This window comes from Pedobacter nutrimenti, from assembly GCF_003208655.1.
GTDB lineage: Bacteria > Bacteroidota > Bacteroidia > Sphingobacteriales > Sphingobacteriaceae > Pedobacter > Pedobacter nutrimenti.
The window spans coordinates 191,397-213,821 of sequence record NZ_QKLU01000006.1 but is presented as its reverse complement, the minus strand read 5'-3'; the positions used below and the strand labels follow the sequence as shown (position 1 = coordinate 213,821).

22 protein-coding genes are annotated in these 22,425 nt (G+C 40.3%); 15 read left to right on the top strand and 7 right to left on the bottom strand.

Going from position 1 to position 22,425, the window contains the following annotated elements:
* Nucleotides 1–14: 14 nt before the first annotated feature.
* A complete protein-coding gene (locus tag B0O44_RS17655; RefSeq protein ID WP_110833452.1) occupies nucleotides 15–1,967 on the bottom strand; it encodes a KUP/HAK/KT family potassium transporter in 1,953 nt (650 codons plus the stop codon).
* A gap of 198 nt (nucleotides 1,968–2,165) precedes the next feature.
* Between B0O44_RS17655 and B0O44_RS17650 the strand changes: the two genes are divergently transcribed.
* The 11 genes from B0O44_RS17650 (at nucleotide 2,166) to B0O44_RS17600 (ending at nucleotide 10,522) form a co-directional block, all read left to right on the top strand.
* Nucleotides 2,166–2,675: a T9SS type A sorting domain-containing protein gene (locus B0O44_RS17650; protein ID WP_245943693.1), complete on the top strand. Its 510-nt coding sequence runs from the start codon at nucleotides 2,166–2,168 to the stop codon at nucleotides 2,673–2,675.
* Between the two features lie 47 nt (nucleotides 2,676–2,722).
* The gene (locus tag B0O44_RS17645; protein ID WP_110833448.1) at nucleotides 2,723–3,334 is read left to right on the top strand and encodes a fumarylacetoacetate hydrolase family protein; all 612 of its coding nucleotides are present in this window, start codon (nucleotides 2,723–2,725) and stop codon (nucleotides 3,332–3,334) included.
* Nucleotides 3,335–3,339: 5 nt separating this feature from the next.
* Nucleotides 3,340–5,061, top strand: a complete 1,722-nt coding sequence (locus B0O44_RS17640) for a M23 family metallopeptidase (protein WP_110833446.1) — start codon at nucleotides 3,340–3,342, stop codon at nucleotides 5,059–5,061.
* An 11-nt stretch (nucleotides 5,062–5,072) separates the two neighbouring features.
* A complete protein-coding gene (gene bcp, locus B0O44_RS17635) occupies nucleotides 5,073–5,534 on the top strand; it encodes a thioredoxin-dependent thiol peroxidase (RefSeq protein ID WP_110833442.1) in 462 nt (153 codons plus the stop codon).
* 361 nt (nucleotides 5,535–5,895) lie between these two features.
* Nucleotides 5,896–6,639 (top strand): ParA family protein, encoded by a 744-nt coding sequence (locus B0O44_RS17630; RefSeq protein WP_110833438.1) that lies wholly within the window; start codon nucleotides 5,896–5,898, stop codon nucleotides 6,637–6,639.
* Between the two features lie 4 nt (nucleotides 6,640–6,643).
* Nucleotides 6,644–6,898 carry a hypothetical protein gene (locus tag B0O44_RS17625; protein ID WP_110833436.1) on the top strand — a complete coding sequence of 85 codons (255 nt, stop codon included), beginning with the start codon at nucleotides 6,644–6,646 and terminating at the stop codon, nucleotides 6,896–6,898.
* 160 nt (nucleotides 6,899–7,058) lie between these two features.
* A complete protein-coding gene (locus B0O44_RS17620; RefSeq protein ID WP_110833434.1) occupies nucleotides 7,059–7,904 on the top strand; it encodes a transketolase in 846 nt (281 codons plus the stop codon).
* A gap of 51 nt (nucleotides 7,905–7,955) precedes the next feature.
* Nucleotides 7,956–8,909, top strand: a complete 954-nt coding sequence (locus B0O44_RS17615; protein WP_110833432.1) for a transketolase family protein — start codon at nucleotides 7,956–7,958, stop codon at nucleotides 8,907–8,909.
* A 6-nt stretch (nucleotides 8,910–8,915) separates the two neighbouring features.
* Nucleotides 8,916–9,476 carry an RNA polymerase sigma factor gene (locus B0O44_RS17610; protein ID WP_110833430.1) on the top strand — a complete coding sequence of 187 codons (561 nt, stop codon included), beginning with the start codon at nucleotides 8,916–8,918 and terminating at the stop codon, nucleotides 9,474–9,476.
* A gap of 34 nt (nucleotides 9,477–9,510) precedes the next feature.
* On the top strand, nucleotides 9,511–10,029 hold the full coding sequence (locus B0O44_RS17605) for a hypothetical protein (RefSeq protein WP_110833427.1): 519 nt from the start codon (nucleotides 9,511–9,513) through the stop codon (nucleotides 10,027–10,029).
* 43 nt (nucleotides 10,030–10,072) lie between these two features.
* Nucleotides 10,073–10,522: a hypothetical protein gene (locus B0O44_RS17600; protein ID WP_110833425.1), complete on the top strand. Its 450-nt coding sequence runs from the start codon at nucleotides 10,073–10,075 to the stop codon at nucleotides 10,520–10,522.
* Here B0O44_RS17600 and B0O44_RS17595 read toward each other — a convergent pair.
* From B0O44_RS17595 to B0O44_RS17580, 4 genes are all read right to left on the bottom strand, one after another.
* A complete protein-coding gene (locus B0O44_RS17595) occupies nucleotides 10,519–11,439 on the bottom strand; it encodes a DUF58 domain-containing protein (RefSeq protein WP_110833422.1) in 921 nt (306 codons plus the stop codon). The genes B0O44_RS17600 and B0O44_RS17595 overlap by 4 nt on opposite strands.
* A gap of 83 nt (nucleotides 11,440–11,522) precedes the next feature.
* On the bottom strand, nucleotides 11,523–11,840 hold the full coding sequence (gene trxA, locus B0O44_RS17590; RefSeq protein WP_110833419.1) for a thioredoxin: 318 nt from the start codon (nucleotides 11,838–11,840) through the stop codon (nucleotides 11,523–11,525).
* A 139-nt stretch (nucleotides 11,841–11,979) separates the two neighbouring features.
* Complete coding sequence (gene dnaE, locus B0O44_RS17585; RefSeq protein WP_110833417.1) at nucleotides 11,980–16,413, bottom strand: DNA polymerase III subunit alpha; 4,434 nt, start codon at nucleotides 16,411–16,413, stop codon at nucleotides 11,980–11,982.
* 90 nt (nucleotides 16,414–16,503) lie between these two features.
* Nucleotides 16,504–16,986, bottom strand: a complete 483-nt coding sequence (locus B0O44_RS17580; RefSeq protein ID WP_110833415.1) for a lipocalin family protein — start codon at nucleotides 16,984–16,986, stop codon at nucleotides 16,504–16,506.
* A 152-nt stretch (nucleotides 16,987–17,138) separates the two neighbouring features.
* Here B0O44_RS17580 and B0O44_RS17575 point away from each other — a divergent pair, with 152 nt between their 5' ends.
* Together B0O44_RS17575 and B0O44_RS17570 are read left to right on the top strand one after the other, a co-directional pair.
* On the top strand, nucleotides 17,139–18,077 hold the full coding sequence (locus B0O44_RS17575) for a malate dehydrogenase (RefSeq protein WP_110833413.1): 939 nt from the start codon (nucleotides 17,139–17,141) through the stop codon (nucleotides 18,075–18,077).
* A 5-nt stretch (nucleotides 18,078–18,082) separates the two neighbouring features.
* On the top strand, nucleotides 18,083–18,520 hold the full coding sequence (locus B0O44_RS17570; RefSeq protein WP_110833411.1) for an aspartyl protease family protein: 438 nt from the start codon (nucleotides 18,083–18,085) through the stop codon (nucleotides 18,518–18,520).
* Between the two features lie 54 nt (nucleotides 18,521–18,574).
* Here B0O44_RS17570 and gyrB read toward each other — a convergent pair whose 3' ends face one another.
* On the bottom strand, nucleotides 18,575–20,533 hold the full coding sequence (gene gyrB, locus B0O44_RS17565; RefSeq protein WP_110833409.1) for a DNA topoisomerase (ATP-hydrolyzing) subunit B: 1,959 nt from the start codon (nucleotides 20,531–20,533) through the stop codon (nucleotides 18,575–18,577).
* Between the two features lie 222 nt (nucleotides 20,534–20,755).
* On the opposite strand from gyrB, the gene B0O44_RS17560 reads away from it, so the two are divergent.
* Both B0O44_RS17560 and B0O44_RS17555 read left to right on the top strand, forming a co-directional pair.
* Complete coding sequence (locus B0O44_RS17560; protein WP_110833407.1) at nucleotides 20,756–21,361, top strand: OmpH family outer membrane protein; 606 nt, start codon at nucleotides 20,756–20,758, stop codon at nucleotides 21,359–21,361.
* A gap of 77 nt (nucleotides 21,362–21,438) precedes the next feature.
* The gene (locus B0O44_RS17555; RefSeq protein WP_110833405.1) at nucleotides 21,439–21,921 is read left to right on the top strand and encodes a nucleoside deaminase; all 483 of its coding nucleotides are present in this window, start codon (nucleotides 21,439–21,441) and stop codon (nucleotides 21,919–21,921) included.
* Between the two features lie 46 nt (nucleotides 21,922–21,967).
* On the opposite strand, the gene B0O44_RS17550 is transcribed toward B0O44_RS17555, so the two are convergent.
* Nucleotides 21,968–22,369 (bottom strand): RNA-binding S4 domain-containing protein, encoded by a 402-nt coding sequence (locus B0O44_RS17550; RefSeq protein WP_110833403.1) that lies wholly within the window; start codon nucleotides 22,367–22,369, stop codon nucleotides 21,968–21,970.
* Nucleotides 22,370–22,425: the final 56 nt, after the last annotated feature.

Here is a 22,425-nt window from a genome sequence, read left to right as displayed (position 1 = left end):
CGAATCCAGTCGCATCAAACGGATAGTCTGTTCAATTCGATATCATCTGGTGTTACAAAAATTAAAGGGACTTTTTCTACATCAACGTAGCTGGAATCAAGTCCAAAACCTTGTTCTTCAGAGAGACTAAGTCTCTTTAAAATAAAATAATAATGTAAAACTGATCGCTCGTACAAGCTCAAAGATGTAAACTTTGACAAATGTTTTTCCAGCAGGACAAAACGGAAATCACCGGCAATTTTATGTTTCTTAAGAGAGGTATACTGACTGGTAATGTCAACCTCTCCATTTTTCACCAGTTCTTCAACCACTTTTCTATATAAAAGATTAACTTTCTGCTCTACCCTGAAGCCCAACTTAAAATCAATCCGGATCAGTTTTCCAGGAATAAGAAACTCTACTTTATAATCGCTCGTAAATGGCTCATCTACCACGTCTACATGGACAAGCCAGTAAATATCGGCTCTTTTGGGTTCTTTCTGGATAATGGAATATATAATTTTGGATTCTATTTCTGTTTTAAAATTTGCACTGGTCAGGTAAACCAGCTGGGAAGAATATTTAGGGACAGAATCGTCTCTGCTCAGTTCATCAATAATCTGAAAATAATCTTCAATTTCCACATATTTCACAAATCGGTTTTTGATCCGGCGTGCAGCAAACCAGCTCCACATCACAGTGAATAGGGCCGCACCAATAAATAAAGTGACAAATCCACCATGGAAAAACTTAGTCATATTCCCTGCCAGAAATGCCAGTTCAAGTAAACCATATATCACCAGGAAAATGGCAATAAGGTACAAGGGGACCTTTTTCATTCGCATATAAACCGCAACCAGAATTGTAGTGGCCAGGAAGGTCAGGTTAATGGCCAGTCCATACGCACCTTCCATATTGATGGATTTTCTAAAAACAAGCACAATAGCAATACAGCCAGCGCATAAAAGCCAATTGATGGATGGAACATAAATTTGTCCCTTTTGATTACTCGGATAATTAATTCTGACTTTGGGCCAGAGGTTCAGGCGAACTGCTTCTGCAATTAAAGTGAAAGATCCCGTAATCATCGCCTGACTGGCTATGACCGCAGCAATAGTTGCAAGGGCCACCATGGGCAGTAAATACGATTCTGGTACAATCTGATAAAAAGGATTCAATTCGCCGTTATAACTGGGGTGCTGGAGCAACCATACCCCTTGTCCAAGGTAATTTAAAATCAATGTACTTTTCACGAACATCCAGCTTACCCGGATGTTCTGTTTACCGCAATGTCCCAGATCGGAGTATAAAGCCTCGGCACCCGTTGTACATAAAAATACGCCACCAAGTATCACCAGGGCCTTGGGGTTTGTTGCGATGAGATGAACCGCATAATATGGGTTTAACGCTCTGACAATGGTAAAATCCTGAAAGACATACACAATTCCAAGCCCCCCGAGTGTCGCAAACCAAAGAAACATAATCGGCCCGAACAATTTCCCCACCAAACTTGTTCCAAATTGCTGTATAATAAACAAAGCTACAATGATGGTCAGGACCACAGGGATCACCTGAAACCAGGGAAACTTAACCTGTAGACCTTCTATCGCTGTAGTTACCGTTATACTAGGGGTAATGATCCCATCCGCCAACAAAGCGCAACCACCAAGCATTGCAGGAATCACCAGCCATTTTGCCTTTTTGCGCACAAGAGAGTATAAAGAAAAAATCCCTCCCTCCCCTTTGTTGTCTGCCCGAAGGGTAATGACCACGTATTTTATGGTGGTTTGAAGTGTTAATGTCCAGATGATACAGGATAAAGCACCCAGGACAACAGCTGGTGTAATTGCTTGTCCGGCTTCATCCACGGTGTTAAAAATAGCCCGGAGGGTATACAAGGGTGAGGTCCCGATATCACCATAAACTATCCCTAAACTGATCAGAAGTCCTGCGAAGGATAAATTATTAATACTTTTATGGTTTGACACGCCTTCAGATCAGAAATAAATTTAAATAATGTAAAAGTCACAATCTAAACAAAATAAATAAAAAGCTGTAAGTCAACACATTAAAATATTTTAATTTTGATATACGCTAAATATTGTTAAATATTGTTAAAACTTACTTTTATAAACAAAAAGTTTGATTTTTTTGTTTTATAATTTATACTTTTGCTGATAATCGAAATGAATAAACAATCCAAAATAGCGCTCATTTTATACACCATTTGCATCTTTTGCATGAGTGTTTTGTGCAGCCTGGATGTTTTGGCACAAAAGTCAGATAGTATCTATTACAGTACCCGTGCAAAAAAATACAGCAAGACCCCTCAAATCAAAGCAAATGTTCCTTCTTACAAACCGCTTTTTGGTCTGATTCCTTACAATAATTTTTTATCATCCGGCAATAAGGGTACCTCTTCCAAACAAGAAAAATTGCTTACTGTTCTTAAAGTATACCCTAATCCTGTTGACGATCAGATCAATGTGACACTGAAACTGGAAAGGGAAACCAATTTATCCATTAAAATCATGGATCTTTTAGGAAATGAGGTTATTTCTTTAAGTAATGAACGTACATCCTCCGGAGAACTCACCAAAAGCTTTACTATACCTAACCGTCTAAACAGTGGAATATATTTTTTACGGATCGTTGCAGGTCCGGAAACCATTGTAAAACGGATTTCTGTTTTATAAAAAACAGCTATTTCTTTAGTACTTTTACCTCTTTAACTTGATTCCTTATGAAGATTATTGCTATTGGCCGCAATTATGCCGCGCATGCTAAAGAATTAAACAATCCCGTCCCGGAAGTCCCTGTTATTTTTATGAAACCCGACACAGCGGTATTAAAAGACAATAAACCCTTTTATATTCCGGATTTCTCCTCTGATATACATTATGAGCTTGAAGTTATCCTAAAAATCAGTAAGGAAGGAAAACATATACAGGAAAAATTTGCTTCGAATTATTTTGAAGAAATTGGCCTGGGCATCGATTTTACAGCAAGGGATATTCAAAGTATCCATAAGGAAAAAGGCCTGCCATGGGAACTGGCTAAAGCTTTTGACAATTCTGCTGTGGTCAGTTCATTTGTTCCCAAAGGGAAATTTGCAGACCTCTATGACCTTTCCTTTGAACTCGATATCAACAAAGAACCTCGTCAGCGTGGCAATACTAAAAATATACTGTTCCCGTTTGAGAAAATAATCTCCTTTGTATCCAGCTACATCACCTTAAAAAAAGGAGACCTGATTTTTACAGGGACACCCGAAGGTGTTGGACAAATTCATAAAGGTGATCATTTGGAAGCTTGGTTATGTGGAGAGCAACTGCTTAATTTTAATATAAAATAATTTTGATGTTTAGATCTTACACTTTACTGTTTTGTCTTACCTGTTTTTCTCTTTCAGCCGGCGCACAGCAAATATTCAGTACAAATAAATACCCTCTTGTAGATTTCAGGCCTCCCCTGGATATCAGTCCCCCTGCCCTGGCCGGATCCTTCGGAGAAATCAGGCCAAATCACTTTCATTCAGGAATAGATTACCGCACCAATCAGCAGGAAGGCTACCCTGTATATGCTGTTGCAGACGGCTATATCTCAAGGGTCAGAATTCAAAACAGCGGTTTTGGTCTTGCCCTTTATATCAATCATCCGAACGGCTACACCACTGTTTACGGTCACCTACAGCGCTTTAATCCTAAAATTGCCCAGTTCGCAGAAAAAGCAGAGTATGCAAAAAAGTCTTTTGAGATAGATGAATTTCCTTCTGCATTAACTATTCCGGTCCATAAAGGAGACCTGATTGCATGGTCGGGCAACAGAGGAAGCTCAGGTGGTCCTCACCTTCACTTTGAAGTCAGGGACACCAAAACAGAAGCGACGATTAATCCTCAGCTTTTCGGACTCGAAATACCGGATAACATTCCGCCGGTAATTTATGCGATGTATGTATATCGTCTAAACAACAAAGCCTTTAATGAATTTACCCCCAAACAATATTTCCAGGTCAGCGGATCTGCGGGTAAATATCACCTCAATCAGGTCACAACCATACACCTTGGTGGAGAAGTCGGTTTTGGGATTACCGTAACAGATAAACATAATGGTGCCTCGGGAACCAATGGGGTTTATTCCATTGAACTTGAAGTTGACGGAAAATCAGTTTATACTTCCGCCCTGGAAAAATTTAAGTTTGAGAACAGTAAAGCGGTAAATTCTCATATTGATTATCCAGCTTATCTGAATACCAAAAGAGTGATACAAAAGAGTTTTGTAGATCCCGGAAACCCGCTACAGATTTACTTCAACCTGGTAAACAACGGAAGGATCGAATTCCAGGATGGGAAGACCTATGCAGTTAAATACATCATATCGGATGCAAAGGGAAATCAAAGTACCCTTGAATTTAATGTCAAAGGGGATGCTAAAGCCATCATCGCAAGTAAAGAGCAGCCAGCCGGAATACTTTTTCCTTACAATCAAAACAATGAATTCAGCAATAATGAAGTTAAAGTCATTATTCCTCCAGGAAATCTATACAATGACCTGAACTTCACTTATGCACAGCACCCCAAACCTGCCGTAAATGCATTTTCTGCTGTTCATCAGATCCACAATGCACAGACCCCTTTACATACTGGCTTTGAATTGTGGATAAAAGCAGATTCTGCCCTATTGAAATACAAAGACAAAGCAGTGATTGTAAACACGGGAAGAGGCTCTCAGGGCGGCTATTTTGAAAATGGTTATGTAAAAGCCAAGCCCAGAACCTTCGGTAGCTATTTTATTTCAATAGATACGATTGCTCCTACAATTAGCCCCGTAAATATTAGTCAGGGAAAAAGCATGAAAGGGATCAGTAAAATGATCTTTAAAATCCGGGATAATTTATCGGGTATTAAAAGTTTTAACGGCTATATTGATGGGAAATGGGTATTGATGGAATTTGATGCTAAAACTGCCACTTTATGGCATAGCTTTGACCCTCAACTGAGCCCGGGAAAACATAGTTTAAAATTGATTGTTGATGATGTAAAAAACAATTCACGGTCCTTATCCATTGATTTTTATAAATAACCCTTAATCATATGACAGAAATTAAAGAAGGCCAACAGGCTCCAGGTTTCAGTTCTACAGATCAGAATGGCCATGCCATATCCCTTGACCAGTTTGCAGGAAAAAAAATCGTCCTGTATTTTTATCCAAAAGATGATACACCGGGCTGTACTGCTGAAGCCTGTGATTTCAGAGATAATTACCAGGGCCTCACCGCTAAAGGTATTGTTGTCCTGGGTGTGAGCGTAGATGACGAAAAATCACATCAGAAATTTGCAACCAAGCACAATCTTCCCTTTACCCTTGTGGCCGATACGGATAAAAAAATTGTGGAGGCCTATGGCGTGTGGGTTGAAAAAAACATGTACGGTAAAAAATACATGGGCATTGCCCGCAAAACTTTCCTGATTGATGAGAAAGGCATCATTTCTCATATCATAGAAAAAGTGGACACCAAAAATTCCACGGCGCAGGTATTGGAGCTCTTAAAATAATTTCCATCGCCCCCACAATTGGTTACGGCAAAAAATACCCTTTTAAAATGACCTCAATCTCGAGGTCATTTTTTATTACAATCCTTTTTGTCCACCGTTAAAAGTTTCTGCTTAAACCAAAGAAGCAATAGTCAAAAGACATCTATATATCCAGATATCTTTACATCTATTTATACCTCAAAAATCAACATACCTATACATATTGACATCTACATATCTTAACATCAATATACATTTACAACTAAAATATATCCTTAAAAATAAGCAGTTTACCTTCAGACCAACAAATAAGAAGACCTCATTACATATACATATCAATATATCTTTGTATCATTGTGTACTTGTATAAAGATATATTGATATGAAGATTATAGCCGTTATAAATCATAAGGGTGGCACAGGAAAAACAACTTCAACCCTTAATATTGGTGCAGGACTGGCACGTGCAAAGAAAAAAACGTTACTCATTGACATCGACCCTCAATCCAATCTGACAGAAGGGCTTGGCTTCAGGGATGTTAAAGTATCCATTTACGATAGCATAAAAGAGGACGCTCCTCTGCCAATTGAGCCCGTTTCAGAATATTTAGACCTTGTCCCATCTTCCCTGGACTTGCTGGGGGCAGAAATAGAACTGGTTTCCAGACTTGGAAGGGAAACTATTTTAAAAAGGCTCTTAAAAAACATAGCAGAAAAATATGACTATGTATTGATTGATTGCGCACCTGCCCTGGGAATGCTTACCGTGAATGCTTTGGTTGCTGCAGATACTGTACTTATCCCTCTAGAAGCTGAGTATTTCGCGTACAGGGGAATTGACCGTCTCGTATCTATTATTTCTGACGTAAGAACACATTACAATGAACATCTTACCATCGGTGGCGTATTTATTACCAAAATCAATCCAAGAAGAGTGATTACCGAACAAATCACTGAAAGCATCAAAAAGTACTTCAATGATAAACTATTTGATACTTCCATCCGGATCAATGTCGCTTTGGTAGAAGCCCAGCTCAAAGGAGTAGACGTTTTCGAATATGCGCCCACCTCAAACGGGGCAATGGATTATGAAAGTCTGACAGATGAAATTTTACTAAAATTATAAAATTATGGCAAAGAAAAGCTTTGGTGATATAGAAGACAACAATAAAAACCTGGGTGGAGTCTCTGCTTTATTTAATTCCCCGGTAAAAGAGAATGTAAAGGAAGATAAAACCACTTTAAAAGCAGGAGAAGAAACCGTTACCTACCCTTTACGTATGAAAAAAAGTGCACTGAAAGCATTAAAAATTCTTGGCGCACAAAAGGGAATTACAGTCAAAGATCTGATTTTGTCTGTCATTGAGAAAGAATACAACCTGTAAACAGGGCCGGTAAATATTGAAAAGGTCATGGCTTTCGCTATGACCTTTTTATTTTCATAAAAAGATGCCTTGAAATTCAAATGAAGATGTATTTTTGGCTAACTACCGTGTTAAACAGGTAAGTAATTACATTTACCAGTATTAACACTTTTACAATTTAATGAAACATACAATCAATGAATTAGAAGATATTGCTTCTCAGGTAAGAAGGGATATTGTAAGAATGGTTCACGGGTGTCAATCCGGACATCCGGGAGGATCTTTAGGATGCGCAGATTATATGACCGCACTGTATTTTGAGATCATGAATTATTCCACTGATTTTACAATGGACGGTAAGGGAGAAGATCTGTTTTTCCTTTCTAACGGCCATATCTCTCCTGTTTTCTATAGCGTCCTGGCTCGCGCAGGCTTTTTTGAAGTTGCTGAACTTGCAACTTTCAGAAAATTAAATTCAAGATTGCAGGGACATCCGACGACCCACGAACATTTACCTGGAATTAGAATTGCTTCTGGATCACTGGGTCAGGGGATGTCTGTGGCTATTGGTGCTGCACAGGCGAAAAAACTGAATAAAGATCATTCTATTGTATATTCTTTACATGGTGACGGAGAATTACAGGAAGGCCAGAACTGGGAGGCCATTATGTATGCCCCGTTCAACAAAGTGGATAACCTGATTGCTTCTGTAGATTACAACGGACAGCAAATCGACGGTCCAACAGAGAAAGTATTATCTCTGGAGAGCCTGCAAGCTAAATTTGAAGCTTTTGGATGGCATGTCATTGAGTCTGGTGGCAATGATATGGAATCTATTGTAAAAGCACTTCATTATGCAAAGACCTTAACCGGTAAAGGCAAACCTATCTTAAATTTAATGAGTACTCAAATGGGTGCTGGTGTTGATTTCATGATGGGTTCCCACAAATGGCATGGTGTTGCTCCTAACGATGAGCAACTTGCTAATGCGCTTGGACAGTTACACAGTAGCCTTCAAGATTACTAAAAAGAAAGCCCGCAAGCTCAAGCTTGAACACCTTTAAAAACAAATAAGAACGTGAAAAAATATACATATACAGAAAAGAAAGATACCCGTTCCGGATTTGGAGCCGGACTTCTGGAAGCTGGAAAAAATAACCCCGAAGTTGTTGCTCTTTGTGCAGACCTTGTTGGCTCCTTAAAAATGGACGCCTTTATTAAGGAATTCCCAGAACGTTTCTTCCAAATTGGTATTGCAGAAGCCAACATGATCGGAATCGCTGCAGGTCTGACTATTGGTGGAAAAATTCCTTTTACCGGAACTTTTGCTAATTTCTCAACAGGCCGGGTTTACGATCAAATCCGTCAGTCTGTTGCCTATTCCAACAAAAACGTAAAAATATGTGCTTCCCACGCAGGCTTAACCCTGGGTGAAGATGGTGCAACTCACCAAATTCTGGAAGACATCGGCCTGATGAAAATGTTACCAGGTATGACCGTAATCAATACCTGCGATTATAACCAAACCAAAGCGGCTACAATAGCGATTGCGGAACATGAGGGACCAGTCTATCTGCGTTTTGGCCGACCAGTAATCCCTGTATTTACAGATCCGGACCAAAAATTTGAAATTGGTAAAGCCTGGATGGTGAACGAAGGCACCGATGTGACTATTGTTGCTACAGGTCATATGGTTTGGAAAGCGATTGAAGCAGGAGAACAACTTGCAGAATTAGGCATTGATGCCGAAATCATTAACATACATACCATTAAGCCCTTGGATGAAGAAGCCATTCTGAAATCTGTAAAAAAGACAGGCTGCATTGTGACTGCTGAAGAGCATAATAAATTTGGTGGTCTGGGAGAAAGTGTGGCTCGTTTATTGTCTACAGAATTACCAAGCCCTCAGGAATTTGTTGCGGTTAATGATAGTTTTGGAGAGAGCGGAACACCAGATCAGCTCATGACTAAATATGGTTTAGATACCATAGATATTGTCAAGGCTGTTCAAAAAGTGATTAAAAGGAAATAAGCTTACATGAAGCAGGTTGAAGATGAAGAAATATTAGAGAAGTTCTCCGTAGAGAAAACTCGGAACGAAGCCTTTAACCTGCTTCTTCAAAAATACCAGCAAAAAATATACTGGCACATCAGGCGTCTGGTTATCGACCATGATGACACCGATGACCTGGTGCAGGAAGTTTTCATTAAAGTCTGGAAGAACCTGGAAAAATTCAGAAACGATTCACAGCTATATACCTGGATTTACAGAATCGCAACCAATGAATCGATAACCTTTCTGAACAAGCAAAAACAAAAAAACAACACCCCTTTGGACGAAGTTTCACCGGAGCTTGCCGAGAATCTTGTGGCCTCGGCTTATTTCGACGGAGATAAATTACAAATGAAACTTCAGCAGGCTTTACTGACCCTTCCTGAAAAACAAAGGCTTGTTTTTAACATGAAATACTTTGATGACTTAAAATATGAAGAGATCTCAGAAATCCTGGGAACCAGCGTAGGGGCATTAAAAGCCTCCTTTCATATTGCAGCAAAAAAAATTGAAACTTTCTTGTTAAATGATGACATATCCTTTTAAACCTTTTGCAATTTAACCTATCCATATAACTGTTATGAATGACGAACTAGAAGATAAGTTAAAAAATAAACTAAGCGGCGCAAACTTCACTGTTCCGGAAAGTTATTTTAATGACCTCAGCGAGAGAATACAAACCCGTTTGAGTTTAGAGCAAATGGTCAACCATTCAGATCATCATGGGTTTAAGGTTCCTGATCTTTATTTTGAACAGCTTAATGCCCAAATTCTTTCCAGGATATCACCTCAGGTTTCTGTTGCAAAGAAGGTAAAGATGGTCAGATGGTGGAATTCAGATCTGCTTAAATATTCAACCGCGGCTTGTTTTGTTGTCGTAACCGCCCTGGGCCTGTATTTGAATAATCACCCGTCTGTATCTGCCAACACCAATCCTGATCTGGCCAATGAGCAAATTCTATTCGACATAGATGAACAGGCTATTATTGACCACGTTCAGACCGAGGACTCAAAAACAACAACCAGTGCCACCCAAAAGGAACTGGAAGATTATATTTTAAACAATTACTCACAGAACGATATTGCTTCCAATTTTTAATGGATAAGCAAAGCCCTGCAAGTAAATATAAAATCTCATTCCAATGAAAAATCTATTGATATCAGCCTTACTTATTTGTCTCAGTCAGTTTGCTTCAGGACAACGCCATCAGGAAGGTAACAAAGAAATTGAATCCTATAAAGTCGCCTACTTAACCAATAAATTGGAACTTACGCCCGAGGAATCAAAGATTTTCTGGCCCATTTATGAAAACTGGCAAAAAGAACAGGCGGCCCTTCGTTTAGAACGTGCGCAGAAAATGATCAGCTTCAGAAAAATAACTGAAATAGAAGATTTGTCAGACAGTCAAGTTGAAAGTCTGATTTCCAATGAACTGAATTTCAAACAGAAAGCACTAAATATAGAAAAAAAATACTATGCCCAACTTAAATCGAGTCTACCGATTAAAGTGGTGGGAAAATACTACAGGGCACAGGAAACCTTTAAAAAGGAACTTCTGAACCGTTACCGGGACGGTAGGAAAAAGGATTAATTCATTTTTTCACGCTTGAGCAGATAGGATTGCAGCACAGGTACAAAACCTGCCGCCATATCCGCATCTATGATGTCAATTTTATACTGTGCACATTTGAGCTCTACCGAGCGTCTGTATGCCCGCATTTGTTCCTGATAGGTTTCTTTAATTTTCGAGGGGTGTACTTTTAAAGACTCCCCTGTTTCCATATCCACAAACAAATAAGGTTTATGGTCAAATTCAAAATTAACTTCCTTCGCTTTATCTGTCACATTAAACAAGATCACCTCATGCTTGTTAAACTTCAGGTGCTGTAAAGCTGAAAATAATTTTGTGGTCTTTTCTTCACTCCGTACTGTATCCATCAAATCACTGAACACCACGACCAATGACCTTTTATGGATCAATTCCGCTACCTCGTGCAAGGCATACGAAAGATCTGTCTGAATTTTGAGACTTTCTGTTTTCAATACTTCTTCCAGATGGGAGAACAGATATTTTTGATGTGCACCGGTTGATTTGGCTGCTGTATTTAACACCACATGATCCGAAAAAAGAGTCAGTCCAAAAGCATCTCTCTGTCTTTTTAGCAGGAAAATTAAAGCCGCCACAGCCTGAACAGAAAACCTTAACTTGTTATACTTCTGATCGGGAAAGTACATAGAGGAAGAGATGTCCACCACAAACTGACAGCGTAAATTAGTTTCTTCTTCATACCTCCGACTATACAATTTGTCTGTTTTGGCAAAAAGCTTCCAGTCAATATTTTTTACATTGTCCCCTGCATTATAAGGCCGGTGCTCAGCGAACTCTACTGAAAAACCATGAAACGGGCTTTTATGAAGTCCAGTTATAAACCCCTCTACCACCTGTCTGGCCAATAATTCCAGGTTGTCCAGGGCACTCAGGTACTGATGATCTATGGGTGGCTGCATACTGTAAATCTAAGAAAGAATTACATTAAACAAAAAGCGCCATCCTAAAAGGATGGCGCTTTTTGTTTAATGTATATAATGGATTACAATTGCTTATCCAATTTACCTGCAAGAACAGATTTAGGCACTGCCCCAACTTGTTTGTCTACAACCTCACCGCCTTTGAAATACAATAAAGCAGGGATATTACGAATACCAAACTGAGTGGAAATTTGAGGGTTGTTGTCTACATTTACTTTTCCTACGATTGCTTTTCCTTCGTATTCTCTTGAAATTTCATCTACTACCGGGCCAACCATACGACACGGACCACACCACTCTGCCCAAAAGTCAACTAAAACGGGTTTATCTGATTTTAATACAACTTCCTCGAAGTTTGCATCTGTGATTTCTAAAGCCATAATTTTTTATTTTTATTTAATTGGTTCTTAATGCTTATACAAGGCAGAATGAGCAGGATTTTAATCTGTTGTGCCTTTTTTCATTACAAATATATATAATCAATACTAATGCCATCCTACATACAATGCCAAAATGACATTAGTTCAACTTATAATTGACAACATTCAAAGCAGTCAATTGTTCCAAAAACTGATTACTTGGATTGATCTTTAAAGACTTTGACGGAAGGTCCAACAAAATATTCTGCTCCCGGTCATAAACCGCAAAATGGAGTTTACAATTCTGCTGCTCCGTACTGGCCCTGTTTTCTTCCAGAATTGCATCCATATTTCGTAAAAAGTTTTCATTAATCCCTTCTATGGGAATTTGAATGGTCAGGCATTTGGCCAGTTTATCCCTCAGGTCGGACAACAAAGCGATCGATGTAATTTTAAACTCCCAATCTCCTTCTTTCCTGAACCGTTCACCTACCCGGCCGCGAATCTGTAAAAAGTAACCCTCAGTGAGAAATTGTTTAAATTTAATAAAGTCTTCACCAAACAAAGCCAGTTCACTACTGTCATCGTAATCTTCGAAAACCACAGTACCAAAGGGTTTACCGGTTTTAGTCATACGCTGGGCAGCCATCACCACCAAACCTCCAATCACCAGTTCCCGGTTCTTGAGGCTTTCAAACTCGGCAAGGACTTCTTCGTTGGTGTCACCGGTCCGTATTTTATTGATGATGCTCATGTGCTTCACCTTATGAATACAAAAATTATCCAGCTCAAACTTATAATTGTCCAGCGGATGACCGCTTAAAAAGATACCAATCGCATCTTTCTCGTATTTAAGTTTATCGATCAATCCCCATTCCGGAGCGACGGGCAATGCTGGTTCAAGAATAAGATCAGCTACCGTTCCTCCAAAAAGGGAGGATTGCGAAGAAGATTCATTATTCTGGAAATCATTCGCATACTTAATCAGCTTCTCAATTCCATTCAGTTTATCGTTAATTCCGACGTGGAAATATTGTGCCCTGTGAAATCCGAAACTGTCAAAAGCTCCGCTGTAGACAAAGCTTTCGTATGCTTTTTTATTTACTGTACGGGTATTGGAACGTTTGGCAAAATCATATACCGTTGCAAAGTGACCTTTTTCACTACGCTCTTCAATAATACTTTCTACCGCTTTTTCTCCTACCCCCTTAACACCTGACAAGCCAAAACGCACTTCTCCCCTGTCGTTTACAGAGAATTTAATATCCGACTCATTGACATCTGGACCTAGTACCTGCACGTTCATCTGTCTGCATTCTTCCATAAAAAAAGCCACCTGCTTAATATCACTCATATTATTTGAAAGAACAGCTGCCATATATTCGGCAGGATAGTGTGCTTTCAAATAGGCCGTCTGATACGCAATCCAGGCATAACAAGTCGAGTGCGATTTGTTAAACGCATAGGAGGCAAAAGCCTCCCAATCCTTCCAGATTTTCTCTAAAGTCTGGGCGGCATGTCCTTTTTCCGCCGCCTGGGAAACAAATTTAGGTTTCATCTTATCCAGAACGTCCTTTTGTTTTTTACCCATCGCTTTACGCAAAACGTCTGCCTCACCTTTGGTAAAGCCAGCCAGTTTCTGGGACAAAAGCATCACCTGTTCCTGATAAACAGTAATTCCATACGTTTCTTTAAGGTATTCCTCACAGGCGTCCAGGTCATACTGAATTTCCTCTTCACCATTTTTCCTCCTGACAAAGCTTGGGATATACTCCAGTGGTCCGGGACGGTACAAGGCATTCATCGCAATCAAGTCCCCAAAAACCGTTGGTTTCAGTTCTTTCATGTACTTCTGCATCCCACTGGATTCGTACTGAAAAATACCTATGGTCTCTCCCCTCTGGAACAATTCATAAGTTTTCACATCATCAATAGGAATCTGATCTGGATCTATCTCTATCCCACTTCTTAGCTTGACCAGTTTTACCGTATCTTTAATTAGGGTTAAAGTCTTTAAACCCAGAAAGTCCATTTTAAGTAATCCGGCACTTTCCACCACAGAGTTGTCAAACTGGGTAACATACAGATCGGAGTCTTTCGCCGTAGCTACAGGCACAAAATTGGTAATGTCGTCGGGTGTAATAATTACCCCGCAGGCATGAATACCGGTATTTCTAAGAGAGCCTTCCAGAATTTTAGCCTGTTGTATCGTTTCGGCACTAAGGTCTTTAGACCCCGCCATCGCCTTTAACTCTACCACCTTTTCGTACTCGTCTGCCCTTAAAGCTTCTTTCAGGTTTTTTTCATCCAGGTTAAAGATCTTTGCCAGCTTCATGTTCGGAATCAGCTTGGCAATTTTATCTGCTTCAAACAGTGGCAAGTCCAAAACCCTTGCTGTATCCCTAATAGAAGATTTGGCAGCCATAGTACCATAGGTGATGATCTGGGCAACCTGATTAGAACCGTATTTCTTAATCACATAATCCATCACCCTTCCACGGCCCTCGTCATCAAAATCTATATCAATATCGGGCATGGATACCCGATCCGGATTAAGAAAACGCTCAAATAGCAAATCGTACTTAATTGGATCTATATTGGTAATACCCAGACAATAGGCAACCGCAGAGCCAGCCGCAGAGCCCCTTCCCGGCCCCACAGAAACATCCAGGTTTCTCGCTTCAGCGATAAAATCCTGTACGATAAGAAAATAGCCCGGATAACCTGTTTTTTCTATGGTTTGTAATTCAAAATCCAAACGCTCCCGGATATCCGGCGTAATTTCCCCATACCGTTTTCCGGCCCCCACATAAGTCAAATGGGCCAGGTATTTATTCTCTCCTCTTTTTCCGCCATCCTGTTCATCTTCGGCAACCAAAAATTCCTCAGGAATATCAAATTTGGGCAACAGGACTTCTCTGGCCAACTTATAGCTTTCGAATTTATCTACAATTTCCTGAATGTTCACAATGGCTTCCGGAAGGTCTGCAAAGAGTGCCTTCATTTCTTCAGCAGATTTGAAATAATACTCCTGATTAGGTAAGCCATAACGGTAGCCACGCCCCCGGCCTATTGGCGTAGCCTGTTTTTCACCATCTTTTACACAAAGCAGAATGTCGTGTGCATTGGCATCCTTCTTATTAATGTAATAGGTATTATTGGTGGCGACCAGCTTAACTTCATGTTTTTTAGCAAGGCTGATCAGTGATTTGTTTACAATATTTTCATCGTCCTGGTTATGACGAAGCAATTCTATATAAAAATCGTCTTTAAACTGCTCCTTCCACCAAAGTAAAGCTTCTTCGGCCTGTTTCTCTCCAATATTTAAAAGTTTACTTGGTATCTCTCCGTATAAATTACCAGAAAGGACCAGAATATCTTCCTTGTATTGTTCTATCACCCTTCTGTCAATCCGTGGAACATAGTAAAAACCTTTTGTATAGGCGATAGAGGACATTTTAGCCAGGTTATGGTAGCCATTTTTATTCTTGGCCATTAAAACAATCTGGAAACCATTATCTTTCCTGCTCTTGTCCTGGTGGTCTTCGCAAACGTAGAATTCACAACCTACTATGGGCTTAATAATGACATCCGATGGTTCCTCTCCCTTTTCCACAGCGGCCTGATTTCTGGCCTCGGCACCTTTATTGTAATTGAGTACCTGGTTCACAAAGTGAAAAGCCCCCATCATATTCGCATGATCGGTCATGGCTACAGCAGGCATTTTATCTGCGGCCGTAGCTTTAATAAGATCAGGAATGTTGATTGTTGACTGTAATACAGAAAATTGGGTATGGTTGTGCAAATGAACAAAAGTAGCCTCTTTAAGTTCCTGCTGGTTTTCCTTTAAAGTTTGTTTCGATGGCCCGTCGCCCTCTGCTTTTTTTAGTCTCGCCCTGATGTCATCAGAGGCTGCTTTGAGGTTAACATGCTTCAGTCCTGCCCTTTGAATGACACCCGGATTCCGTTCTTTAAATTCCTTTAAATAATCCGGGGATTTCTGTAGTTGCTCTGGTTTAAACGCATCGATTTTGAGCAACTGCAAAAAACATCTTGTAGTGGCCTCCACATCGGCAGTCGCATTATGCGCTTCGGCAAAAGGCTCACCAAATAAATACTGGTGAAGTTCTGTTAAATTTGGCAGTTTAAAACGACCACCCCTACCTCCCGGAAGTTTTAAAAGGTCTGCTGTCAGCTCGGTACAGGTATCCAGGACTGGCATATCTGCCAGGCGGTTGTCTACGCTGTAGCGATAAAATTCGCAGCCCATGATGTTCACATCGAAACCAATGTTCTGTCCGACTATGTAATCGGCCTTTGACAAAGCAATATTGAACTTTGCCAAAACTTCCTGCAGCTCTATTCCCTGTTCCAGTGCAAGTTCAGTAGAAATCCCGTGTATACGTTCCGCATCATAAGGAATATTAAAGCCATTTGGCTTAACCAAATAATCCTGGTGTTCGACCAATACCCCAAACTCATCATGAAGCTGCCAGGCAATTTGTATACAACGCGGCCAGTTATCCGTATTGGTTATAGGCGCATTAAAATTACCTGGTAAACCAGTAGTTTCGGTATCAAAAATCAAATACATATGGGATAATTAAGACTCCTTGCTCTAAAAAACGATAAGACCTTTCAAAATTACGGATTTTTTAAATCCCATGCTTGTAATTTAGATTTTTTAATGCGCCATCATTTTTTGTTTTGCAGTCTGTTTATGTTCCTGTGAAACCAGCTTTGAAGTGGCATAACCCTTTTGATGGCAACGGAAAATAATACTGTCGAGCAGTTCTTTTTCCATGAAAGGCTTTCTGGCCATAATAAAAAGATATTTATGCTTTGGATGTCCTACCACGACGTAAGAATAATCGTCGGCCAGCTCTATTACCCAATAATCAACCTTAAATGGCCAGACCAGCTGCGCTTTATATCTGGCATTCCCTGTTTTGCGTACTGTGAACAGCTTTGATCTGAAATACTTTTGTTTGTTCTCTCCAATTACCTTATAGGTTGTAAATACAGCGTAATATCCATCGGGATGTATCACATAGGTTTCCGTGGTTTGACGCCAATGTTTATCCATAAAAGTTGGTATGGAATAAAGTGAGTACCATTTTCCGGCATAGGAGAGCACATCGACTTTTTCAACGGGTATATTATCCATATCCAGGGCTTATTTATTTAGTATTAAGCAAATGTAAATTCTTTATCATAAAACCAGCAAGCAAACATAAAGTTTTAAAAAGCATTTTTTATAAAGGAGTAAATTTCTAACTTGTTCACATATTAATGGAATTCCAATAAAACATATACGATATGAAGATAACTGTTGTAGGGGCAGGAGCCGTTGGCGCCACATGCGCTGATAATATTGCCAGAAAAGAATTAGCACAGGAACTTGTTCTATTAGATATTAAAGAAGGTTTTGCAGAAGGCAAAGCGATTGACATGATGCAGACTGCCGCTCTTTTAGGCTTTGACACCAAAATTACCGGTGTAACTGCTGATTATAGTAAAACAGCCGGTTCTGCAGTCGCCGTAATTACCTCGGGCCTGCCACGTAAACCTGGAATGACCAGGGAAGAGCTCATTGGGATCAATGCAGGCATTGTCAAAGGTGTTGCAGAAAACATCCTTAAGTACTCTCCGGATGCCATCATTATCGTGATCAGCAACCCAATGGACACGATGACCTATCTGGCCTTAAAATCTCTTGGATTGCCTAAAAACAAAATTATCGGAATGGGCGGCGCCCTTGATAATTCCCGTTTTAAATATTACCTCAGCGAAGCATTAAACTGTAGTGCCAATGACCTTCAGGCATTTGTCATTGGAGGCCACGGAGACACCACCATGATTCCACTGACCCGCTTTGCCACTTATCAAAGTTTACCGGTCAGCAATCTTCTCGATGAGGCTGCCCTGGCTAAAGTTGCAGCAGCCACCATGGTGGGCGGGGCCACTCTGACAGGCTTAATCGGTACGTCAGCATGGTATGCTCCCGGAGCTGCCGGAGCCGCCCTGGTGGAGAGCATTGTGCGCGATGAGAAAAAATTATTTACCTGTTCTGTAGCTTTAGATGGTGAATATGGTCAAAAAGACATCTGTCTTGGCGTCCCTGTAGTGATTGGCCGCAATGGCTGGGAATCCATTATTGATTATAAACTAAATGAAACCGAACAGGCTGCATTCAACAAAAGTGCAGATGCAGTCCGCAACATGAACAGCGTACTGACAGAGATGAAACTGATCTGATTGTAATGAGCAGCATCACCATCCCTTTAAAATTGATCAACTTACAAGATGACGGTTTCCACCTCCTGGTGGAAATTGTCATTTTTAAGCAAAGTCATTTAGCTGTTCTGGATACAGGAGCTTCCAGATCTGTATTTGACAAAACCCTTTTGGAGCAACACCTTACAGAAAACCCTTCCGCTGAGGAGCCTAGTACCGATGAGAGTTATGCAACCACGCTATTCAGTACCTCCAATACTTTAACTGCAACTGTTCCGGTTTTAAAACTGGGCAGCCTGAAACTAAAAAAATATGCGGCTGTCGGACTGGACCTGCAAAGCGTCAACGAAACCTATCAGCAACTTGGACATCCGGTTATTGCCGGAATTATTGGAGGGGATATTCTGGTACAGTACCGCGGTGTGATCAATTACAAAAAACTTACACTCAAATTGTATAAATAAAAAAGGCCGGTGATGATCACCAGCCTTTTTATCTTAGTCTAATCGTCTTTACGATTAAGCATCAATTTTAGCATATTTTGCATTACGCTCAATAAAATCACGTCTTGGTGCCACTTCATCCCCCATTAACATAGAGAAAGTATGGTCACACTCTGCAGCATTTTCAATAGTAGCCTGTAATAAGGTACGTGTTGCAGGATTTAATGTGGTATCCCACAATTGTTCTGCGTTCATCTCGCCCAAACCTTTATAGCGCTGAATATGTACGCTTTCCTCTTTACCAGCACCTTTTAAACGCTGAACGGCGGCATCACGCTGCTGATCATTCCAGCAGTATTCAAACTCTTTCCCTTTTTTAACCATATATAGTGGCGGAGCTGCAATATATACATAGCCCGCTTCAATCAGGGCTTTCATATACCTGAAAAAGAAAGTTAAAATCAGGGTAGTAATGTGAGATCCGTCGATATCCGCATCGGTCATGATCACAATCTTATGGTAACGCAATTTGGTTAAGTTTAAAGCCTTATCATCCTCAGGGGTACCGATACTTACTCCAATAGCCGTAAACATATTTTTGATCTCATCATTTTCATAGATCTTATGTTCCATTGCTTTTTCCACATTCAGGATTTTTCCTTTTAAAGGAAGGATCGCCTGGAAATTACGGTCACGGCCTTGTTTCGCCGTACCACCCGCAGAGTCTCCCTCCACCAGGTATATTTCACATTTTTCCGGATCGCTGTCTGAACAATCAGCCAGTTTACCAGGAAGTCCTGAACCACCCATTACACTCTTGCGCTGAACCATCTCACGGGCTTTACGTGCTGCTGCGCGTGCAGTTGCAGCAAGAATCACCTTGTTGATGATCAGTTTAGCTTCCCTTGGATTTTCCTCCAGATAATTATTTAAGGCCTCGCCCACAGCGACATCTACCGCACCCATTACCTCTGAGTTACCCAATTTGGTTTTGGTCTGCCCCTCAAACTGAGGTTCCTGTACCTTCACAGAAACAACAGCGGTTAATCCTTCACGAAAATCATCTCCGGTAATCTCAAACTTTACGTTTTTCAACAAACCAGATTTATCTGCATAAGCCTTCAGCGTACGGGTAAGCCCCCTTCTGAAACCGGCGATATGCGTACCCCCCTCATGCGTATTAATGTTATTCACATAGGAATGTACATTTTCTGTATAACTGTCATTATACTGAAGAGCAAGTTCTACCGGGATACCGCTTTTAATGCCTTCTACATAAATTGGTTCTTCAATTAGTGAAGGGCGGTTACCATCCAGAAACTGAACAAACTCCTTCAAGCCACCTTCAGAATGGAATACTTCCGAAAGAAACTCTCCGTTTTCTCCTGTTTCGCGCTCATCTGTTAAAGTCAGTTTAATTCCTTTATTTAAAAAAGCAAGTTCTCTTAACCTCGAAGCCAGGGTATCATAACGATATTCCGTTGTTTGGGTAAAAATACTTGCATCGGGTGTAAAAGTTACAATTGTACCTCTTTTATCCGTTTCGCCAATTGATTTTACATCATACAAAGGCTTACCAATGTTGTATTCCTGTACCCAGATTTTGCCTTCACGGTGTACCTCGGCTTTCAGGTGTGTGGATAAAGCGTTCACACAACTTACCCCTACCCCGTGCAGACCTCCGGAAACTTTATAGGTATCTTTATCGAATTTACCACCGGCATGTAAAACGGTCATTACAATTTCCAGTGCTGATTTTTGCTCTTTAGTATTGATTCCTGTTGGAATACCACGTCCATTATCTTCAACCCGGATCGAGTTGTCTTTTAGAATATTTACATAGATGGTATCAGCATGTCCTGCCAATGCCTCATCAATTGAGTTGTCGACTACCTCATAAACCAAATGGTGCAAACCTTTAACTCCGGTATCTCCTATATACATCGAAGGGCGCTTACGCACCGCTTCTAAACCTTCTAATACCTGTATATTATCTGCCGAATAATTTGACTTTGGATCTTTTTCTTCGCTCATAAATTTTAATAAAAAATATAAATACAAAAATAACGATTTATGGCCAATTTACCGTAAATGTGGATAACTATTTAAGCTGAAAATGACATAAAAACGGCCTTAAAATCACTTTATTTAGGATACTAAATTTGAAATTTTATATTTGCTGAACTTTAGCAGCCCTGCTTTATACAAAAGCTGCGAAAAAGCGTACAAATAAGAACAGACAATTAATTAAGATACATGAAAATGAACACACTAAAACTAGGCGGCCTGGCCACTGCTGTTGCCTTAGTTTCCGTTATGGCTTCTTGCAGTAACAAAGAAGGCGCAACGAACACTGCCACTACTGCAAAAACAGAGACCGCAGCCGTTGCAGGCAAAGATCAGATCGTTTATGTAAACTCTGACTCTTTACTTACCAAATACCAGTATTTCAAAGATCTGCAAGCAAAAATGGAAACCAAAACCAAAGCTGCACAAGGTGATATGGGCGCAAAAACACAAGCTTTCCAAAGAGAAGTTGCCCAGTACCAACAACAGCAAAACACACTTCCTGCAGATCAGCGTGCGGCAACTGAACAAAGACTGGCCCGTAAACAACAGGAATTACAAGCTTACCAACAAAATGCAGGTTCTGCATTGCAACGTGATCAGGCTGCAGAACAGGAAAAACTTTACGATAAAGTAGCAGACTATTTAAAAGTGTATGCCAAGAAAAAAGGCTTCAAAATGGTTCTTACCTATTCAAAAGGCAACAGTGCAATTCTTTTTGCAGATGAAAGCCTGGATGTAACCAGCGAAGTGATCAAAGGTCTTAACGAAGGTTATAAAGCAGAAAAGAAATAATCATTTTATTCAGCATCATTGAAATGCCCTGAATTTCGGGGCATTTTTTTTGCAGTTAATAATTTAAATCATCTGATATGGAAAACTCAGCACAACACGAAAAGTTCATGCGCATTGCCATCGAACTGTCCGAAAAAAATGTTCAGGAAAATATAGGAGGTCCTTTCGGAGCCGTTATTGTAAAAGACGGACAAATTATTGCCCAAAGCGGGAATAAAGTAACCTCTACCAACGACCCAACTGCTCATGCAGAAGTTTCTGCCATCCGGTTGGCCTGTACAGCATTGAATACATTCGATCTGAGTGGCTGCGTGGTGTACACCAGTTGTGAACCCTGCCCAATGTGTCTGAGTGCCATTTATTGGGCAAGAATCAGCACCATTTATTATGGAAATACCAAAGCCGACGCAGGCCATATAGGCTTTGACGATCAATTTATTTATGATGAACTGGACAAGCCCATGGAAAAAAGAAGTTTACCTGTTCATCAGCTCATGAGGGATGAAGCCGCACAAGCTTTCAGGCTGTGGGAACAATCGGAAATGCGTACAGATTACTAAAAAACCACAATTCCGGTAAAGTATTTCTTTTGCCGGAATTGCTGCTTTATTTATCTTCCTCAAAAAGACCTTCAGTAAGATCATCAATTTCTCTGCGGTCCCTTTTGGTCGGCCGGCCTGCCCCTCTGTCTCTTTTGAGCACAGGTGCATGAAACATAGATTTAAAAGCATGTGTTTCCTCCAGGGGAGTAATATCTTTATACTTTGTGACGGCAATTTTTGATTCTACCCGGTTGTATAGCAGTTCCAACACTTCAATTACCTTTTTCTCAATTCCTTTTGATACCTGGTAAACATCCCCTGGCTTAACGATAGCCGAAGGTTTGATGTTCTGTCCGTTTAATTTAACCCTGCCTGCCTTACAAGCCTCTGTGGCCAGGCTTCTGGTCTTAAACAAACGTATTGACCATAGATATTTATCGATCCTAAGTTTTTCTTGTTCTGCCATAAAAAGCAAAAATACACAAGAACAGAGAAGAATTCACATCAGGGGGTAAAAAACAC

Bases quoted from the DNA above. Each gene is read 5' to 3' on its own strand.
- bcp (WP_110833442.1), top strand. From the start codon at position 5,073: ATGACAGAAATTAAAGAAGGCCAACAGGCTCCAGGTTTCAGTTCTACA.
- B0O44_RS17595 (WP_110833422.1), bottom strand. From the start codon at position 11,439: ATGCAGCCACCCATAGATCATCAGTACCTGAGTGCCCTGGACAACCTG.
- B0O44_RS17620 (WP_110833434.1), top strand. From the start codon at position 7,059: ATGAAACATACAATCAATGAATTAGAAGATATTGCTTCTCAGGTAAGA.
- B0O44_RS17650 (WP_245943693.1), top strand. From the start codon at position 2,166: ATGAATAAACAATCCAAAATAGCGCTCATTTTATACACCATTTGCATC.
- B0O44_RS17645 (WP_110833448.1), top strand. From the start codon at position 2,723: ATGAAGATTATTGCTATTGGCCGCAATTATGCCGCGCATGCTAAAGAA.
- B0O44_RS17640 (WP_110833446.1), top strand. From the start codon at position 3,340: ATGTTTAGATCTTACACTTTACTGTTTTGTCTTACCTGTTTTTCTCTT.
- B0O44_RS17570 (WP_110833411.1), top strand. From the start codon at position 18,083: ATGAGCAGCATCACCATCCCTTTAAAATTGATCAACTTACAAGATGAC.
- B0O44_RS17560 (WP_110833407.1), top strand. From the start codon at position 20,756: ATGAAAATGAACACACTAAAACTAGGCGGCCTGGCCACTGCTGTTGCC.
- B0O44_RS17605 (WP_110833427.1), top strand. From the start codon at position 9,511: ATGAATGACGAACTAGAAGATAAGTTAAAAAATAAACTAAGCGGCGCA.
- B0O44_RS17580 (WP_110833415.1), bottom strand. From the start codon at position 16,986: ATGGATAATATACCCGTTGAAAAAGTCGATGTGCTCTCCTATGCCGGA.
- trxA (WP_110833419.1), bottom strand. From the start codon at position 11,840: ATGGCTTTAGAAATCACAGATGCAAACTTCGAGGAAGTTGTATTAAAA.
- dnaE (WP_110833417.1), bottom strand. From the start codon at position 16,413: ATGTATTTGATTTTTGATACCGAAACTACTGGTTTACCAGGTAATTTT.
- B0O44_RS17575 (WP_110833413.1), top strand. From the start codon at position 17,139: ATGAAGATAACTGTTGTAGGGGCAGGAGCCGTTGGCGCCACATGCGCT.
- B0O44_RS17555 (WP_110833405.1), top strand. From the start codon at position 21,439: ATGGAAAACTCAGCACAACACGAAAAGTTCATGCGCATTGCCATCGAA.
- B0O44_RS17630 (WP_110833438.1), top strand. From the start codon at position 5,896: ATGAAGATTATAGCCGTTATAAATCATAAGGGTGGCACAGGAAAAACA.
- B0O44_RS17550 (WP_110833403.1), bottom strand. From the start codon at position 22,369: ATGGCAGAACAAGAAAAACTTAGGATCGATAAATATCTATGGTCAATA.
- B0O44_RS17610 (WP_110833430.1), top strand. From the start codon at position 8,916: ATGAAGCAGGTTGAAGATGAAGAAATATTAGAGAAGTTCTCCGTAGAG.
- B0O44_RS17600 (WP_110833425.1), top strand. From the start codon at position 10,073: ATGAAAAATCTATTGATATCAGCCTTACTTATTTGTCTCAGTCAGTTT.
- B0O44_RS17625 (WP_110833436.1), top strand. From the start codon at position 6,644: ATGGCAAAGAAAAGCTTTGGTGATATAGAAGACAACAATAAAAACCTG.
- gyrB (WP_110833409.1), bottom strand. From the start codon at position 20,533: ATGAGCGAAGAAAAAGATCCAAAGTCAAATTATTCGGCAGATAATATA.